This window comes from Ruegeria sp. CDSA077, assembly GCF_059612265.1.
The window spans coordinates 146,601-163,457 of the sequence record NZ_JBXWQG010000006.1 but is presented as its reverse complement, the minus strand read 5'-3'; the positions used below and the strand labels follow the sequence as shown (position 1 = coordinate 163,457).

Below are 16,857 nucleotides of genomic sequence, written 5' to 3'. Positions count from 1 at the left end.
AGCCACTTTGACATGGGTCAAAAGCGCATCGTAAAGACACCTTTTGTCACATCTTACCAGCTTGCCGCCTGAGCCACCTGATAAATATCTTCACCCCAGGACGAAGCGGCATATTACCGGTGACAATATGGTATCCGCGCCCGTCGGGTTCGCGGAACAGTTCAACCAATCGACCCGCAATGATATCCGCTTCGACAAAATGCCGCACGGTGGCCGTCACACCCTGCCCGGCGCGCACTCCCTCAAGCAGCAGGTTTCCCGGCAAGGCGATGCGGCCAGCGCCGGGGCTGTGGTCCACGCCGTGACGGGCCAGCCATTGCGTTGCCTCCGTTGTGCCGAACTCCTCAAGCCAGGGCAGATGGCTGAGTGCTTTGGGTGTCACAGGTGCCCGCCCAGTCAACAGGGATGGCGCGGCGACAATCACGATCGGACTTTGCAACAGCAGTTCGGCCGTCACATCGGGCCAATCCCCTGCCCCATATCTGATCGCCAGATCCACGCCGCCCGGGCGCAGATCGACCAACCGGGGCGAGGGGTCCAGCGCAAGGTGAATGCCTGGATGCTCGGCCTGAAATGCGGGCAAGCGTGGCATAAGCCACGAAGCTGCGAAAGAGGCCGTCAGCGATAGGTGGACCGGGCGATCCTCGGTTGCACGCTTCAGGTCAGTGACCGCCGCACCTATGGCCCCAAATCCCAAATGCAGGGCACGCGCCAGAACCTTGCCCTCGGCCGTCAGGGTCATGGATTTACCGGATCGGTCCAGAAGGGCCAGATCCAGGTGTTTTTCAAGCGCACGCAGTTGCTGGCTGATCGCTGCGTGACTGACATTCAGCGACGCCCCTGCCTGAACAACATTTCCAGTCTCAGCAAAGGCAGAAAAGGCGCGCAAAGCCGCAAGCGGCGGCATATCCATCCAGTTCATCTGTAAGTCCTACTTACATATTGGAATGGTAATTGAGTCGCATTTATCAGGCTAAAGATCAATCCTGATAACAGCGGCAACACAATCCAGGAGGGATCAGATGCTTGCGATACTGGCACGAAGTTTCATGGTAGCCACCAAAACAGAGGCTGACGGCAAAGGCATTGGCACAGATTGCCGCGACCTTGCGCGCGGCAGTTGGCTGCCGGACCATCATTGGTGGATTGAAAAGTCTGGCCCGCGCGAAAAGGCGCATCTGGACTGCACCAATGGGGGCCTGTAGTCTGAAAATAGTAGCACCGGCTGTTCAGGAAACGCGCGAACAGAGAGAACAGCCGGTGCCTTAACCTTCGGGCGGCGAACCGTCCGAAGGTATTCTTTTGGCCTTACTGACCGCCACCCAACTGGTGGACATAGGCCGTCACAGCGCGGATCTGCGCCTCGGTAAGGCGGTTTTCCCAAGCAGGCATTACACCGAAACGGCTATTGGTCACGGTCTCAGTCAATGCCTCTGCGTCGCCGCCATAGAGCCAGATCGCATCGGTCAGGTTGGGTGCGCCCTGAAAGACGTCACCAGTGCCATCCTCGCCATGACAGGACGAACAGTTATCTTCGAAGACAACCTTGCCTGCCTGCGCAGCTACGTCATCAGTCTGCGCATTGGTCAGGGACATCACGTATTGAACCACTTGGGTGATCTGGTCATGTTCCAGGATTTCGCCAAATGCAGGCATTTCGGAATAGCGCGCATCGTCGCTTTCCTCGTTGCGAATGCCATAGGCGATTGTGGTCTCGATATCCTCAAGCGAACCGCCCCACAGCCAGGCGTCATCCAGCAGGTTCGGGAATCCTGGTGCACCCTGCGCGCCTGAGCCGTGGCATTGCGCACACCAGGTACGGAACACCGCGCCCCCGGCATTCGCCGCGTATTGCTGCAGTTCGGGATCTGCCGAGATATCTTCAAGCGATGTTTCCACAAGCTTGGCGTTCCAAGGGGCATTCGCCTCTTCAAACGCAATCATCTCTTCTTGTACCAGAGCGCGAGAGGACCAGCCCAAAACGCCAGCAGTGGCGGATTGAACCAAGGGCCATGCGGGATACATGATCGTATAGATTACCGCCCAGAAGATGGTGGCGTAGAATGTCCACAACCACCAGCGCGGCATCGGGTTTTCGAATTCTTCGATACCATCCCAGCTGTGGCCGGTTGTACTCGGATCACCCGGCTGTTTTTCAGGTGTCTTGCTCATTGCCGCGCCTCCTTGGATGTGGCGGGATTGTCGTCGCCCCGCAGGGGCGCTGGTGCATCATCATGCCGAAACGGGATATTCGCGGTGTCCTTGTATTCCTTGCTGGATCCCGGGCGGAAAACCCAGATTATGATCCCAACAAAGAAAACAAAGAGCAGCAGCAACATCCAGCTATCCGCGAATTGCCGTAAGAGTGTATATTCTTCCATCACACCCTCCTTTACCGGTTCGCGTCTGGGGTGAAGGTCGAGAAATCGACCAGCGTTCCCAGCATCTGCAGATAAGCGACCATCGCATCCGCTTCAGTCAGCTCGGGCTGACCATCGAAGTTCCGCACGCTGACCTTGTCACCATAGCGTTCCAGCAGGCCGTCATAGTCACTGTCGGGATCGGCCTGCGCCCGGAAATCCGCCACGGCGTTCTCCAGCATCTCTTCGGTATAGGGCGTGCCTACCAGCGCATTCGCCTTCATGACATCACCGATATACTTACCGTCAATCTTGCGATGCTCGAGGAAGCCGTATTTCGGCATTACAGATTCAGGCACCACCGACTGCGGGTTGCGCAGGTGATCCACATGCCACTGGTCAGAATAACGACCACCGACACGGGCCAGATCAGGGCCGGTGCGTTTGGACCCCCACTGGAACGGATGATCATACATTGATTCAGCCGCCAGCGAGTAGTGGCCATAGCGCTCGACCTCATCCCGCATCGGGCGGATCATCTGACTGTGGCAGACATAGCAGCCTTCGCGGATATAGATGTCACGGCCCGCCATTTCCAAGGGGGTGTAAGGGCGCATGCCCTCCACTTTTTCGATGGTGTTCTCAAGATAGAACAGCGGGGTGATCTGCACGATGCCACCGATGGTCACGACCAGAAAGCTGAAGATCAGCAGGAGGGTCGCGTTGGTCTCGAGGATCTTATGTTTGTCGAGAATTGCCATTGCTCCGGCCCTCCTTATTCAGCCGGGACCGCGACGGTCAGGCTGGCCTCTTTGGCCGGCGCTTTCCGCACAGTCATCCACAGGTTGTAGCACATGATCAGCGCCCCAGCGAGGAACATGACCCCACCCAGAGCTCGCACCACATACATCGGGAACTTGGCAGCCACGGTGTCGGCGAACGAGTTCACAAGGAAACCGTTGGCATCCACTTCGCGCCACATCAGGCCTTCCATGATACCTGTCACCCACATCGACGCGGCGTAGAGCACGATGCCGATAGTGGCGAGCCAGAAGTGCCAGCTGACCATTTGCAACGAATACAGACGCTCACGCTTCCACAAGACAGGAACCAGGAAGTACAGCGCACCAAAGGTGATCATGCCGTTCCAACCCAGCGCACCCGAATGCACGTGACCAATGGTCCAGTCGGTATAGTGGCTCAAAGAGTTAACCGCTCGGATCGACATCATCGGGCCCTCAAAAGTGGACATGCCATAGAAGCCGACCGAAATCACCATCATCCGGATCACCGGGTCCGTACGCAGCTTGTCCCACGCACCCGATAGGGTCATCAGGCCGTTGATCATACCACCCCAGGACGGCATCCACAGCACGATCGAGAACACCATTCCCAGTGTCGAGGCCCAGTCAGGCAGCGCGGTATAGTGCAAGTGGTGCGGTCCGGCCCAGATATACAGGAAGATGAGCGCCCAGAAGTGGATGATCGACAGCTTGTAGCTGAACACCGGTCGCTCGGCCTGTTTCGGGATGAAGTAGTACATCATACCCAGAAAGCCGGCTGTCAGGAAAAAGCCCACAGCGTTGTGGCCGTACCACCACTGGATCATTGCGTCCTGAACGCCTGACCAGACGATGACAGATTTCGAACCCCAGATGCTGACAGGGATAGTCATGTTGTTGACCAGATGCAGCATGGCGACGGTAACGATAAAGGCCAGGTAGAACCAGTTCGCCACATAGATATGAGGCTCTTTCCGCCTGACGATTGTTCCCAGGAACACGGCAAGATAGGCCACCCAGACGATGGTCAGCCACAGATCGACATACCACTCCGGCTCGGCGTATTCCTTGGACTGGGTTCCGCCCAGCACATACCCGGTCGCAGCCAGCACAATGAACAGCTGGTAGCCCCAGAAAACGAACCATGCCAGATTGCCGCCCCACAGGCGCGCGGCGCTGGTCCGCTGGACGACGTAGAAGGACGTTGCGATTAGTGCGTTGCCGCCAAAGGCAAAGATAACCGCCGATGTATGTAGCGGACGCAATCGGCCAAAATTCAGATATCCTTGTGCCCATTCAAAGTTCAGCACCGGATAGGCCAGCTGAAAGGCGATGAATGTCCCGGCAAGAAAACCAACCACGCCCCAAAAGGCCGTCGCGATTACGCCGTAACGGACCACATCGTCCATGTATTCGCCTGAACGATCTATGAGGATATCTGGCTCATCCGTGTTTCTAAGCGTCCAGATGAACAATCCCGCGGCGATCAACATCACCAGAATTGCATGCACCTGATACGCCAAATCGCGTGCATAATTGGTCCCGATCGCTGCAAACAGCACGATCAGACCAAGCACGATCAGCTTGATGTAATTTGACATATTGCGTCCCTTTGCCATGCTCCGCGCGATTCTTTTTTGTCGCGGAACCCATTTGACTGGTCGTTGTTTTGTCCGAGGACAGCCCAAACTGCTTTGATCTGTATCAAGACAGAATAGCGAATATTATGACAAGGCTACAGAAATGATTTGGCCGGAATGTCGCGGACGGAACGGCCCTGGAGGCAAGAGGTCAAGATGGCGTATAAGTCCCTTCTCACAGTTCTAACGGAAACGGAACAATCGGCCCCGGCGCTGGCACAGATGGCAGCCCTGGCCACAGCCCAGGATGCGCATGCCGAAGCCCTGTGCCTGGGGGTCGATCGCAGTCAGACCGGCTATTACTATGCTGGCGCCAACGCGCTGATTCTGCAGGAGACACTGTCCCGCGCCAAAGCAGAGGCGGAGGACACCCTGCACTATGCAGAGACCTATCTGAACAGTTCCGGCGTACGCTGGTCTGCAGAAAGCGGCGTGGCCCAGATTGCCGATATTGGTCGCCACGTTGCCCATCGGGCGCGGTTCTCGGACCTTGTTATTCTGCCGCAACCTTACGGAAAAGACCGCAGCGTCGAAGCAGAGCCTATCGTCGAGGCAGCCATGTTCGAAGGTCACGCTCCGGTTCTGGTCATACCCGAAAACACGACGCCTTTTGACAAGCCCGGTACTGTCTTGGTCGGCTGGAACGAAAGCGTCGAAGCCATGCGCGCAATTCGCTGCGCCCTACCCTTCCTGATCGGGGCCGATCAGGTGCGGATCGTGGTGATCGACCCACCAACGCATGGGCCGGATCGCTCGGACCCCGGTGGGTTGTTGTCCCAGATGCTGTCGCGCCACGGAGTTAAGTGCGAAATCGACGTGCTCAGCAAAACAATGTCGCGTGTATCGGACATCCTGAACCGCCATGCGACGGATACCGAAACAGATATGATCGTCATGGGCGCCTATGGGCATTCCCGATTCCGAGAAGCCATCCTGGGCGGCGCGACACGCAATATGCTGGAACAATCGACTGTTCCGGTGTTCATGGCACATTGAAACGGCAGAGCCGCCCAGCGGGCGGCTCTTATCCGCGTTTCACAAGGCCGATCAGGAAAAGCAGAATGATTGCCCCAATGGTGGCGAAAATAATTGACGAGACCAGACCGCCGCCAACGGCAAAACCAAGGGCTGGGAAAATTAGCCCGGCCAGAAATGCCCCGACAACGCCAACGATGATGTTACCAATCAAGCCGAATCCCCGGCCTTCCATGATCTTTCCGGACAACCATCCCGCGATGGCACCAATAAGCAGCATGGCCAAAAGGCTGCTGAATCCCATGACTTACTCCTGACGCAGTTTCACTGGTCCCACTAAACCACGGTTAAGACAACGGGTCACGCCGTATGTGAATCACACCAGATATCCGCCATCGGAATCGTCGCCTGCCTCTTCCATCAACCGGCCCATATCCGGAACAGATACACGGCGCTTGCCTTCTAGCAAGATGATCTCGTCTTTCTTCAAGGCGGATATCTGACGGCTGACGGTTTCCAGTGTAAGGCCAAGGTAGTCTGCCATCGCCTCGCGCGTCAGCGGAAGATCAAAAACGATTGGGCTGGAACTCCCGTTCTGCCCAATCGAAGCATCCCGGCGCGCGATGATAGACAACAGGCTTGCGATTTTTTCGCGCGCAGTCTTGCGCCCCAGCACCAGCATCCATTCACGGGCAGCGTCCAGCTCATCCAATGTCATCTGAAGCAAACGATGCGCGATATGCGGAGTAGCACCCATCAGTTCTTCGAACGGCTTCTTACGGAAACAGCACATGACAATGTCAGTCGTTGCCACGACGTCGTAAGGCGCTGAATCTCGACCGGGACGACCGACGAAATCGCTGGGCAGCAAAAGGCCAACCATCTGCGTGCGCCCATCTTCCATGGTCTGAGTCAAAGAAGCGATCCCCGACACGACCGAGCCCACGAAATTCATCTGATCACCGGACCAGATGATTGTCTGCCCAGCCTCGAAGCTGCGATAATATTTGATGCCTTCAAGAAGCTCCAGCTCATGAACATCGCAATGCGCGCAGACTGCTCTGTGGCGGATTGGACAATCTTCACAGTTTGTATGATCGATTTTGAAAATCTGTGTCATGCGCGTTCCCACTTGATCTCTATCAAGGTTGCTAGGCGTGCCGTCCTCTAACGGTATCGCCATGATAGTTAAACCACAACTTGCAAAGCTTGGACTATTTGACGCGAAAGTACCGCGCTACACAAGCTATCCAACAGCCCCTCACTTCAACAATGATGTGGGGGTAAACCTTTACGAAGACTGGATTACCAGCATTAAACCCGGCAGCTCCGTCTCGTTGTACATACACGTGCCCTTCTGCCGCAGGCTGTGTTGGTTTTGTGCCTGCCGAACACAGGGGACTCAAACTGACAACCCGGTCATCGCCTATGTCGACGTCCTCAAGGCCGAGCTTGATCTGCTAGCCGCGTGCCTGCCTCAAGGCGTCACCCTCTCGCGTCTGCACTGGGGCGGCGGCACACCAACGCTGTTGAATCCCGATCTGATGCGGGATCTGGCCACACGCATTCTGGATGTTGTACCGCTGGGCCCGGGTGCTGAATTCTCGGTCGAAATCGACCCGAACGAGATTGACCAAGCCCGACTGGACGCGTTGGCCGAAGCGGGCATGAACCGTGCCTCGATCGGCGTGCAGGATTTCGACGATGAGATTCAGAAAACTATCGGTCGCGTCCAAAGCTATGACACCACGCGCGCAGCTGTGGACATGATCCGTGCCCGCGGCATTACCAGCCTGAACGCTGATATCCTGTACGGTCTGCCGCATCAGACCAAATCAAGGATGACAGAAAGCGTACAGAAACTGCTGTCACTGAACCCCGACCGCGTTGCGCTGTATGGATACGCCCACGTGCCGTGGATGGCCAAACGGCAACAGTTGATTCCTTCGGACGCATTGCCCACGCCCGAGCAACGTCTGGAGCTGTTCGAGACGGCGCGTCGACTGTTCCTCTGGGATGATTACGCCGAGATCGGAATTGACCACTTTGCCACGCAGGATGATGGTCTGGCACATGCGCTCAGGGCCGGGCGACTGAAACGGAACTTTCAGGGTTATACGGATGATCAGGCCGAGGTGCTGATCGGTGTGGGCGCAAGCTCGATCTCGCGATTTCCTCAGGGCTACGCCCAGAACGCACCGGCAACATCGGCCTATACGAAAGCCATCCGCGAGGGGCGCTTTGCAACCTCGCGCGGACATTTGTTCAAAGGGCAGGACATTTTGCGCGCACGTCTGATCGAAGCGCTGATGTGTGATTTTCAGATCAATTCGGCTGAGATTCTGCGTGACCACAACATATCCGCCCAAGAGCTGAACGAGATGTACCAGAGGGCCAATGCCGACTTCAACAATCTGCTACACGTCACCAAGGATGGCCTGTTCATTCCACCCGAGGCCCGGCCGCTGACCCGAATGATTGCCCGCAGCTTTGACGCCTATGACCTGAGCAAGGCAGGCCACAGCTCGGCGATCTGATCGCTTACAGGTGGGCCCGGTTGTGCGGCCCGCCGCTTAGATACCAGTACAGGGGCTTGACGCGAGCCTCTGGTTGTCTTCACACTTGGGCGGAACGATCCGAACCCTGAGGCAGGTGAATTCGCAGTCAGTCCTCGCCCACGCAGCCGTGTGGGTCGGCCCTTTTCGTGCAGGTATTACTGCAACCTGAAAAGAGGGACATCACTCATGCGCGTATTCACCGTCCTCGGCCCCAGCCAATCTGGCAAGACAACCCTGGTCGAGGCCATAAGCCGCCTCGACAACCGACCCACCACATTCGATGTCTCCGGAACCGTGCACTTGCACGGTTTTTCTTACTTGGACGAGCCCTGGTGCGCGATCGATGTGGACGGGGGCAGCGACAATCTGGGTTATGTCGGACCAGCCATGGCGATTTCGGATGCGGCGGTTGTGGTTGTCCCGCCGGACCCAGACGCAGCTGTCTTGTGCGCGCCCTATCTGCGGCTGGTTGAAGAGGCGGGCATTCCCTGTTTCCTGTTCATCAATCGGATGGATGCCCCAAATGGCCGTATCCGGGATATCATCGCCGCGTTACAGACCTACTGCACCCACCACATCGCCCTACGTCAGGTCCCTATTCGCGACGGCGAGACAATAGTCGGCGCGGTCGATCTGATCTCGGAGCGGGCTTGGAAATATCAGGAAGGCCAGCCCTCGGCCCTGATCGAACTGCCGCACTCGGTCGAGGACCGCGAACAAGAAGCCCGCACCGAGCTGCTAGAGACGCTGTCGGATTTTGACGATCACCTGTTGGAGCAGCTGATCGAAGACAAACAGCCCGCAAGTGCCGAGATCTACGATCTGGCCGCGCAGGTTTTGCAGAACCACCAGTTGATCCCCGCCTGTCTGGGCGCGGCCAGCCATGGCAATGGCCTGACCCGCCTGATGAAAGCCCTGCGGCACGAAGCCCCTGAGTTCAACATTGCCGCCAACCGCGATGAGGCCACCGAGACTGCCCGCGCCATTGCGGGATTCGCGGACGTGAAGAAACATATCGGCAAGATCATCGTCCTTCGTGGCCTGGGAGATGGCGTGCGTGCGCATGAAGCTTTGGGAGGTGAGACAGTCGGCAATCTGACGACACTTGACGCCAAGACCCAGATTTCCGGGCTGGAGGCAGGTCAGATCGGGCTGGCCGTGAAATCCGATCACCTGATCCCAGGCAATATTTACGACAGCAAATCCGAATCTCCGTTGCCGGAATGGGCATCATCACATCCAGTCGCCCAACGTCAGATCGTATCACCCGCGCATGAGCGAGATGACGTGCGCCTGTCGAACGCTCTGACCCGTCTGGTCGAGATCGACCCCGGTCTCCATCTGGAACAGGATGAGCTGACCGGCCATGCGGTGCTGGGCTCTCAAGGCCCGCAGCACATGCGCCGGATCACCGCCAAACTGGCCGAAGATTTCGGGATTGAAATCGTGGCCGACCCGATCGAGACCGCCTATCGCGAAACCATCCGTGCGCCCATCGAACACCGCCACCGTCACCGCAAGCAATCCGGTGGTGCGGGTCAGTTTGCAGATGTCGTGATCTCGGTCACGCCCATGCCGCGCGGATCAGGGTTTCAGTTCGAAGAGATCGTGAAAGGCGGTTCGGTGCCGCGCAACTATATTCCCTCAGTTGAACACGGGGCCAAGGACGCGCTGGAGCAGGGGCCCGAGGGCTTCCCTGTTGTTGATGTAAAAATCACGCTGAGTGACGGCAAACACCACAATGTGGACAGTTCCGATTATGCTTTCCGCACCGCAGGCAAGAACGCCGTACGCGAGGCGCTGCCTCAAGCCAAACCGGTGGTCCTGCAACCCATTCTGAACGCAGAGATTCACCTGCCATCCGATTTTGTCGGCGACCTTGTCCCCACGATCAGTTCCTTACAGGGTCAAGTGCTGGGATTCGAAGGCAACCCCAACGCTTCGGGCTGGGAGATTTTCAATGCCCAACTCCCTGCCGTGGCCGAGGATGAGTTGCATCGCACCCTGGCCAGCGCCACGCGCGGCACCGGTTGGGTAAAGTTAAGCTTTGATCACTATGAAGAACTGCGCGGCCCGATACCGAAAGCGGCAACACGGGAAACCGCAAACGCGTGAAAAACACGGAGAGCGGGCTTCAGCCCGCTGCCGCAATCAATTCGCGGGTGTAATCTGTCTGCGCGTTTTCGAACAGGTCTTCGGCAGCGCCCATTTCAATCACGTCACCGTTCCGCATAACGATGACATTATGTGACATCGCCCGGACCACTTTTAGATCATGGCTGATGAACAGATATGCCAACCCGTATTTCCGCTGCAGTTCTCGCAGCAAGTCTACGATCTGCACCTGAACCGTCATGTCCAGCGCGCTTGTCGGCTCATCCAGCACCAGAAGTTTGGGACGTAGCACCATCGCACGTGCGATGGCGATACGCTGCCGCTGCCCGCCCGAGAACTCGTGCGGATACCGGTCCATCGACGCCGGGTCCAACCCCACTTCCGTCATCACATCCGCCACCAGATCGCGCGGGGCGCGGTGTGGATCAACCTTGTGGATTGCCAGACCCTCGGCGATGATTTGCATACAGGTCATGCGCGGGCTCAGGCTGCCAAACGGGTCCTGAAACACAATCTGCATATCCTTGCGCAACCGGCGCAATTCGCGTGTGGACCAACGGCGCACATCCTGGTCGCGAAAGGTGATACCACCCTCGGACGCGATCAGCCGCATGATGGCCAGCGCCAACGTGGTCTTGCCCGACCCGCTTTCGCCCACGATCCCCACGGTTTCGCCGGCGCGCACGCTGAGGCTGGCGTCATTCACCGCCTTAACATGGCCGACAGTTCGCTTGAGAAAGCCGCGCTGGATCGGGAACCAGACTTTCAGATGATCAGTGCGGGCGACCTCTTCTGCATCCGCGGCGACCGGATCGGGTTGGCCCGACGGTTCGGCCGCCAGCAATTTCCGGGTATAGGGATGCTGAGGGTTCTCGAAGATGTCCGCGGTTGCACCGGCTTCGACAATCTCTCCGTCCTTCATGACGCAAACTCGATCGGCGATCCGGCGCACGATGCCAAGGTCATGGGTGATGAACAGCATCCCCATGTTTTCGGCTTTCTGCAGGTCTGCCAGCAACTCGAGTATCTGTGCCTGAATGGTCACGTCCAGCGCCGTGGTCGGTTCATCTGCAATCAGAATATCCGGCTTATTGGCCAGCGCCATGGCGATCATGACGCGCTGCCGCTGTCCGCCCGAAAGTTGGTGCGGATAGCTGTCCAACCGTTCCTTCGGGTCCCGGATGCCAACCTTCGTCAGCAACTCGACAATCCGATCACGCGCCGCGTCGCCCACCACCCCCTGATGCAGCGCCAGCGATTCTGCCATCTGCTTCTGGATCGTGTGCAACGGGTTCAACGATGTCATCGGTTCTTGAAAGATGAAACTGATGTCGTTGCCGCGCACATCCATCAGATGTTGCTCGGACGTCCCGATCATCTCTTGCCCGTCATATTTCACCGAACCTTCGACAATCGCGCTGTCTCCCAACAGCGAGACGGTCGACAAGGCGGTCACAGATTTTCCGGACCCGGATTCCCCTACCAAAGCCACGGTTTCCCCACGATCCACCGTGAAGGACACGCCCTTGACCGCCGCACTGACCTGCCCGTCCTGCCGGAACGAAACCTTGAGGTTGTTTACATCCAGCAGGCTCATGAGAAGGTCTTTCTGGGATCAAACGCATCGCGGACGCCTTCGAAAATGAAGACCAGAAGCGACAGCATGATGGCAAAGGTGAAAAAGGCGGTAAAGGCCAGCCAAGGGGCCTGCAAGTTCTGTTTTGCCTGCAAGGTCAGCTCGCCAAGTGACGGGGCCGAGGACGGCAGGCCGAAGCCCAGAAAATCCAGCGAGGCAAGTCCGCCAATCGTGCCGGTGACGATGAAGGGCATGAAGGTCAGCGTGGCGACCATTGCATTGGGCAGCATGTGGCGGAACATGATCGTCCTGTTGCTGACGCCCAACGCCCGTGCCGCCCGGACATATTCAAGGTTTCGCGCCCGCAGGAACTCAGCTCGAACAACGCCAACCAATCCGGTCCAGCTGAACAGGATCATAAGCAACACCAGCAACCAGAAACTGCGCCCTAGAATAGCGAACATGATGATGATCACATAGAGCGATGGGGTGGCCGACCAAATCTCGATGATCCGTTGAAAGATCAAATCCAGCCAGCCGCCAAAAAAGCCCTGAATGGCGCCTGCGAAGATACCGATCAGGCTGGCAACACCTGTGACCATCAGCGTGAACAGAATGGACAGACGGAACCCATAGATCACCCGTGCAAGCACATCGCGCTTGGTGTCATCGGTGCCAAGCAGGTTCTGGCCATTGGGCGGCAGTGGGGCTGCGCCCGGCCGATCAACGCTGGTTTTGAAAGAGTATGGGATCAGCGGCCAGATGGCCCAGCCGCGCTCGAACCCGTCGGCGGCAAATGATCCGGCCTCGATCTGTTCGATAATGCCGTCAGGATCGTCAAAGCACTGATCCAAACCGCCACTGTCTATCAGACAACGCACTTCGGGGTCGCGATAGATTGCTTCGGTTTGGAAATCACCGCCAAACTCGGTCTCTGGGTAGAAATTGAAGATCGGCGTATAAAGCTCACCGCGGTATTTCACGAGGATCGGTTTGTCATTTGCGATAAATTCAGCAAATAGCGACAGGCCGAACAGGATCGAGAAGATGATCAGCGACCAGAACGCCCGGCCATTGCGACGGAAGTTGCGCCACCGGCGCTGATTCAGGGGGGAAAGCGCCATTTACCCCTCCCGCTTTTCAAAGTCGATGCGCGGATCAACCAACACATACATCAGATCACTGATGATGCCGACCACCAAACCCATCAGGCCAAAGATGAACAGCGTTCCAAAGATAACCGGGTAATCGCGCGCGACCGCCGCCTCGAACCCAAGGCGACCCAATCCATCCAGCGAAAAGATGGTTTCGATGATGATTGACCCTCCGAAAAAAACACCGATGAAGACGGCCGGAAAACCCGCGATTACGATCAGCATCGCATTGCGGAACACGTGGCCGTACAGCACCCGGCTTTCGCTCAGGCCCTTGGCGCGGGCGGTCATGACATATTGCTTTTTAATCTCGTCCAGAAACGAGTTTTTGGTCAGCAAGGTGAGCGTTGCGAAGGCCGAGATGGTCAGCGCTAGGATCGGCAACGCGATATGCCAGAAGTAATCGGCAATCTTGCCAAATACACTCAGACTGTCCCAGTTGTCCGAGGTAAGCCCCCGCAACGGAAAGATCTGCCAATAGGACCCACCGGCAAATAGCACCAACAGCAAAATGGCGAACAGAAATCCCGGGATGGCATAGGCCACGATGATGGCGCCACTGGTCCAGGTGTCAAAGCTTGATCCGTCCCTGATCGCCTTGCGAATACCCAGAGGGATCGACACCAGATAGGCAATCAGCGTCGACCAAAGCCCTAGCGAAATAGACACCGGCATCTTTTCCAGCACCAGATCGGTCACACTGATCGACCGGAAATAGCTCTCGCCAAAATCCAGAGTCAGGTAATTACCCATCATATTCAGAAACCGTTCCAAGGGCGGTTTGTCGAACCCGAATTCTTTTTCCAGTTCTTCGATGAATTCAGGCGGCAAGCCACGCCCGCCGATATAGCGGTCATTTGTGCCGCCGGTCTGCTGTTCGATATCGCCACCACCGCCAGCGATACCTTCAAATACATCTCCACCACCCTCCATCTGGGCGATGATCTGTTCAATCGGGCCGCCTGGCACAAACTGCACAAGGGTGAAGTTGACGATCATGATTCCCAGCAGTGTGGGAATGACCAGCAGCAGGCGTCTTAGAATATATGCTCCCATTTGGGCGGATTACCTCAAGGCGCCGGAGGATTTCAACTGGGCTTCCTGCTCGGCGTTGATCCACCACAGGTCTTCGACACCCAATGAATAAGGCGGCAGGTTTTCCGGGTATTCATACATGTCCCAATAGGCAACCCAGTATTTGCCCAAATACCAAGTGGGCACCATGATCCGCTTGGCCCGCAGAACACGGTCCAGGGCGCGAACATTGGCAAACAACTCTTCGCTGTTGGTCGCTGCCACGATGTTGTCGATCAACGGTTCAATATCCGGGCCATACGCACCGGACGGGTTGAATACGGAATACGAGGCCGCCTCGGTTCCGAATTGCTGGTACAGTCCCGTCGAAGGTTGCAGCGAACTTGGGTACCCGCCGAAAATCATGTCGAAATCCCGGTCACGGCGGCGCAGGGTGAATTGCGCATTGTCCACACGATTGTAGGTTGCATCTATGCCCATCGTCCTAAGGTTAGCGACAAATGGCTGGATGATACGATCAAGAGTCGGCTGGTCTGACAGAAATTCTATGGCCAGTACTTCACCGTTTTGATTGCGGCGGATACCGTCTTCGCCCACCTGCCAACCGGCCTCATCCAGCAGCTTCATCGCGGCGCGCAGATTGCGGCGATCATTCTGACGCTCGGCGCGGGATTCATGGGCAACGACCGGTTGGTCGGTCAGTACCGCAGGGTCCAGCGCATCGCCCAGGCTTTGCAGAACCTCCAGTTCACGCCCCTCGGGCAGCCCCGTCGCCTCTAGGTGAGTTCCCTGCCAGAATGAGTCGCGCTGCTGAAACAGGCCATATTGCAAGCTTTCATTCGTCCATTCGAAGTTGAACCCTAACTGGACGGCTTCGCGCACCTTGGGATCCTGAAATTGCGGTCGGTCCAGGTTCATGACAAAGCCCGAAGCGTTGGGGACATCCCCGTCTTCCAGCTCTACCCGAACCACTGTTCCGTTTGCTATGGCAGGAAAATCATAGGCCGTTGCCCAGCTTTTTGAATTGTTTTCCTGGCGCAGTGTGAACGTGCCCGCCTTGAACCCTTCCATCGCAGCAATCGAGTCCGCGAAATATTCGATCCGGATGGAGTCATAGTTGTTGCGGCCAACATTCACATTAACGTGGTCGCCCCAATAGTCCGGGTTGCGCTTGTAGACGATGCGCCGGTTGATGTCATAACTGTCCAAAACATAAGGTCCGGATCCGATACCGGGCTCAAGCCGGGATTTGTCGAGCCGCCGGTTTTCGGGGTCTGCTTCAAACCAGGCCTTGGAAAACACAGATGTCCCGGCAACCTGACTTATTAGGCCACGGCGCGGGATATCCGGTGCGAAGTAGAATTTAACCCGATGATCATCCAGCGCTTCGGCACGCGGAATCATCTCGCGGACGGCGTCGGCATAGGATTTTAACCCCTGTTCCAGCAGCAGATTATGCGAAAACACAACATCTTCGGCAGTCACCGGGGTTCCATCGGAAAACCGCGCCTCAGGTCGCATGTTGAAGATGACCCAATCCTGGCTTTCCGGGTATTCAAGGCTTTCTGCCAGCAGACCGTAGTAAGTGGCCGTTTCATCATAGGACGCGACCATCAGGGATTCATACTGATCCGCAGAACGCGCACCCGCGCGGCCCTGCCGCGTGTAGGGGTTGAAACTATCAAATGTCCCTTGCGCTGCATAAGACAACTCTCCGCCGCGCGGCGCATCAGGATTTACATAATCGAAATGGGCAAACCCTTCAGGGTATTTCAAATCGCCAAATTCCGAGAATCCGTGGCTTTTGATGATGGTCTCTTCGGCAAACAGTTGAGAGGTCAAGAGCGTAAGCAGCAAAAAGCCGGTAATCGGTATGGTCAACCAACCTCTGAAATCCAATGCACGTGCCTGAACAATCTGTCGGTTGGATTCCATTTGGCTCATCCCCTGTTGCGTCACTTCTTATAGTCTTGCGCCTGAACGAAGCTAAAGGTCCAGCGTTGACTGATTCAAGTTTAGAATGCGTGAGCGCATTGTGAAGGTTTCTTCATACAAAAAAAGCCGCTGCACGGGGCAGCGGCTTTGAATTTCAGATGTGCCGGTCTGGCATCAGTTGCCGATTGTCTGCAGATAGGCAATCAGATCGGCACGGTCCTGCGGTTTTTTCAGGCCAGCAAAGCTCATGGATGTGCCCGAGATATAGCTGGCTGGCCGGGTCAGGAAGGCATCCAGGGCTTCGGGTGTCCAGTTGCCGCCATGGGCCTGCATCGGCGCCGAGTAGCCGGTAAAACCGTTGGCCGTTGCAACAGGGCGGTCAACGACACCATACAGATAAGGGCCTGTGCCGTTTGCACCGTCTTCCAGCTTGTGACACGCGGTACACTTGCGGAAAACTTTGGCACCTTTCTCAACGTCGGCGGCGGCCAGCAGCTCTTCAAATACTACCTCTTCACCGTTGGCGCTTTCGCCTGCGCTTTCGGATTCGATGATGTACGAAGCCGTCTCGCCATGGGCATCGGCGTGGTAAAGCTCTTCTGCGGCCCATTTGGCCAGAAGCAGCACCAGGAAGGTGCCAAACAGGCCTGCTGCGGCCTTGGTAACTGTCATCGTGTCGAACATTGATCGCGAGTCCATTTCAGCTGTCTGCGGGGTGTCTAAGGCT

At 56.9% G+C, this 16,857-nt stretch carries 16 protein-coding genes; 4 read left to right on the top strand and 12 right to left on the bottom strand.

Features of this window, described 5'->3' with window-relative positions; genetic code table 11:
• Positions 1-46: 46 nt before the first annotated feature.
• Positions 47-922, bottom strand: coding sequence for a LysR family transcriptional regulator (locus AC2FLE_RS13775; RefSeq protein WP_496697682.1), 876 nt, complete (start codon positions 920-922; stop codon positions 47-49).
• Between the two features lie 100 nt (positions 923-1,022).
• On the opposite strand from AC2FLE_RS13775, the gene AC2FLE_RS13770 reads away from it, so the two are divergent.
• Entirely contained in the window at positions 1,023-1,205 is a 183-nt protein-coding gene (locus AC2FLE_RS13770; RefSeq protein WP_496697681.1) for a hypothetical protein, read from the top strand.
• Positions 1,206-1,308: 103 nt separating this feature from the next.
• On the opposite strand, the gene ccoP is transcribed toward AC2FLE_RS13770, so the two are convergent.
• Genes ccoP through ccoN form a run of 4 tightly spaced genes read right to left on the bottom strand, consistent with a single transcriptional unit; the run spans position 1,309 to position 4,743 of the window.
• Positions 1,309-2,172 carry a cytochrome-c oxidase, cbb3-type subunit III gene (gene ccoP, locus AC2FLE_RS13765; RefSeq protein ID WP_496697679.1) on the bottom strand — a complete coding sequence of 288 codons (864 nt, stop codon included), beginning with the start codon at positions 2,170-2,172 and terminating at the stop codon, positions 1,309-1,311.
• Complete coding sequence (locus AC2FLE_RS13760; protein ID WP_142636941.1) at positions 2,169-2,381, bottom strand: cbb3-type cytochrome oxidase subunit 3; 213 nt, start codon at positions 2,379-2,381, stop codon at positions 2,169-2,171. The genes ccoP and AC2FLE_RS13760 overlap by 4 nt, the downstream gene beginning before the upstream one ends.
• Positions 2,382-2,392: 11 nt before the next feature.
• Entirely contained in the window at positions 2,393-3,121 is a 729-nt protein-coding gene (gene ccoO, locus AC2FLE_RS13755; RefSeq protein ID WP_142636943.1) for a cytochrome-c oxidase, cbb3-type subunit II, read from the bottom strand.
• Positions 3,122-3,135: 14 nt separating this feature from the next.
• Positions 3,136-4,743 carry a cytochrome-c oxidase, cbb3-type subunit I gene (gene ccoN / locus AC2FLE_RS13750; protein ID WP_142636945.1) on the bottom strand — a complete coding sequence of 536 codons (1,608 nt, stop codon included), beginning with the start codon at positions 4,741-4,743 and terminating at the stop codon, positions 3,136-3,138.
• 195 nt (positions 4,744-4,938) lie between these two features.
• Here ccoN and AC2FLE_RS13745 point away from each other — a divergent pair, with 195 nt between their 5' ends.
• Positions 4,939-5,778, top strand: coding sequence for a universal stress protein (locus AC2FLE_RS13745; RefSeq protein ID WP_142636947.1), 840 nt, complete (start codon positions 4,939-4,941; stop codon positions 5,776-5,778).
• A 28-nt stretch (positions 5,779-5,806) separates the two neighbouring features.
• Here the strand turns inward: AC2FLE_RS13745 and AC2FLE_RS13740 are convergent, their stop codons facing one another.
• Positions 5,807-6,061 (bottom strand): GlsB/YeaQ/YmgE family stress response membrane protein, encoded by a 255-nt coding sequence (locus tag AC2FLE_RS13740; RefSeq protein ID WP_142636950.1) that lies wholly within the window; start codon positions 6,059-6,061, stop codon positions 5,807-5,809.
• Between the two features lie 72 nt (positions 6,062-6,133).
• Positions 6,134-6,877 (bottom strand): transcriptional regulator FnrL, encoded by a 744-nt coding sequence (gene fnrL / locus AC2FLE_RS13735; RefSeq protein WP_281973102.1) that lies wholly within the window; start codon positions 6,875-6,877, stop codon positions 6,134-6,136.
• 61 nt (positions 6,878-6,938) lie between these two features.
• Here fnrL and hemN point away from each other — a divergent pair, with 61 nt between their 5' ends.
• Positions 6,939-8,294: an oxygen-independent coproporphyrinogen III oxidase gene (gene hemN / locus AC2FLE_RS13730; RefSeq protein WP_496697676.1), complete on the top strand. Its 1,356-nt coding sequence runs from the start codon at positions 6,939-6,941 to the stop codon at positions 8,292-8,294.
• Positions 8,295-8,501: 207 nt separating this feature from the next.
• Positions 8,502-10,430, top strand: a complete 1,929-nt coding sequence (locus AC2FLE_RS13725; protein WP_496697674.1) for an elongation factor G — start codon at positions 8,502-8,504, stop codon at positions 10,428-10,430.
• 19 nt (positions 10,431-10,449) lie between these two features.
• On the opposite strand, the gene AC2FLE_RS13720 is transcribed toward AC2FLE_RS13725, so the two are convergent.
• The 5 genes from AC2FLE_RS13720 to AC2FLE_RS13700 all read right to left on the bottom strand — a co-directional run bounded on the left by AC2FLE_RS13720 (position 10,450) and on the right by AC2FLE_RS13700 (position 16,814).
• Positions 10,450-12,027 carry an ABC transporter ATP-binding protein gene (locus AC2FLE_RS13720; protein ID WP_496697673.1) on the bottom strand — a complete coding sequence of 526 codons (1,578 nt, stop codon included), beginning with the start codon at positions 12,025-12,027 and terminating at the stop codon, positions 10,450-10,452.
• Positions 12,024-13,130, bottom strand: coding sequence for an ABC transporter permease (locus AC2FLE_RS13715; RefSeq protein ID WP_142636960.1), 1,107 nt, complete (start codon positions 13,128-13,130; stop codon positions 12,024-12,026). Before AC2FLE_RS13715 ends, AC2FLE_RS13720 begins: the two co-directional genes overlap by 4 nt.
• Positions 13,131-14,216, bottom strand: coding sequence for a microcin C ABC transporter permease YejB (locus AC2FLE_RS13710; RefSeq protein ID WP_142636962.1), 1,086 nt, complete (start codon positions 14,214-14,216; stop codon positions 13,131-13,133). It abuts the gene before it with no gap.
• Between the two features lie 9 nt (positions 14,217-14,225).
• Entirely contained in the window at positions 14,226-16,130 is a 1,905-nt protein-coding gene (locus tag AC2FLE_RS13705; RefSeq protein ID WP_496697671.1) for an extracellular solute-binding protein, read from the bottom strand.
• A gap of 174 nt (positions 16,131-16,304) precedes the next feature.
• A complete protein-coding gene (locus tag AC2FLE_RS13700) occupies positions 16,305-16,814 on the bottom strand; it encodes a c-type cytochrome (RefSeq protein WP_496697708.1) in 510 nt (169 codons plus the stop codon).
• Positions 16,815-16,857 lie beyond the last annotated feature (43 nt).